1 protein-coding gene is annotated in these 664 nt (G+C 43.5%); it reads left to right on the forward strand.

All coding sequences use genetic code 11. The features are described from left to right. Positions 1–664, forward strand: a 664-nt coding sequence (locus E6C55_RS33280) for a Hint domain-containing protein (protein ID WP_136374122.1), incomplete at both ends; no start/stop codon positions are given.

The following is a 664-nucleotide window of genomic DNA, read 5'->3' on the forward strand; positions in this document are numbered from 1 at the left end:
GCGGTTCGAGAAAGCGATTCGTTGACAATCTCGAAGACGCATCTAACGGAGCCATTGATCGCTCGCAAGCGGCCATGATCATGCTCCTGACGGCACATATGGATAATGAGTATGGCGACTATTTGTGGAGGAATTTTAGTGGATCATTTCCGTCATTAGGTAGAGAAATGGAATATTTGATGTATGAGGTAATGGATTCTGGCAGAAATGAAATTAGTGCGAAGAATCTATCTCTCATTCAAAAGCTTTATCAGGACACGTATGAGAATAGTACAAGTGAAGATTATGAAACGTTTATGGATGAGATTGCTCAAGCTCAAACAGGTGGAATGAAAGATGTAGCGGAAGCCTTCTATAGCATGCAGACATTATTCTATTATCAGTATGTAGCCCAAACTTATCAAAATGAAGTATTTAATACTATACTGGCGCAAATGGAAGCGAGTTTAGGAGCGATTGCAGGCTTCTCCTATTCAAGAGGGAAGGTGACAGTGACCCCTCGTTCAAGTGCGAAGGGGAGTCTCGCGCAATGTAGTTGCTTTGTAGCAGGCACCAAAGTGATGACGGACGAAGGGGAGAAGAATATCGAAGACATTGAGGTCGGAGATAAGGTTCTCTCGAAGGATGAGACAACTGGTGAGGTAGCTTACAAAGAGGTTACGGC

Source organism: Cohnella fermenti, assembly GCF_004801405.1.
Lineage (GTDB): Bacteria > Bacillota > Bacilli > Paenibacillales > Paenibacillaceae > Cohnella > Cohnella fermenti.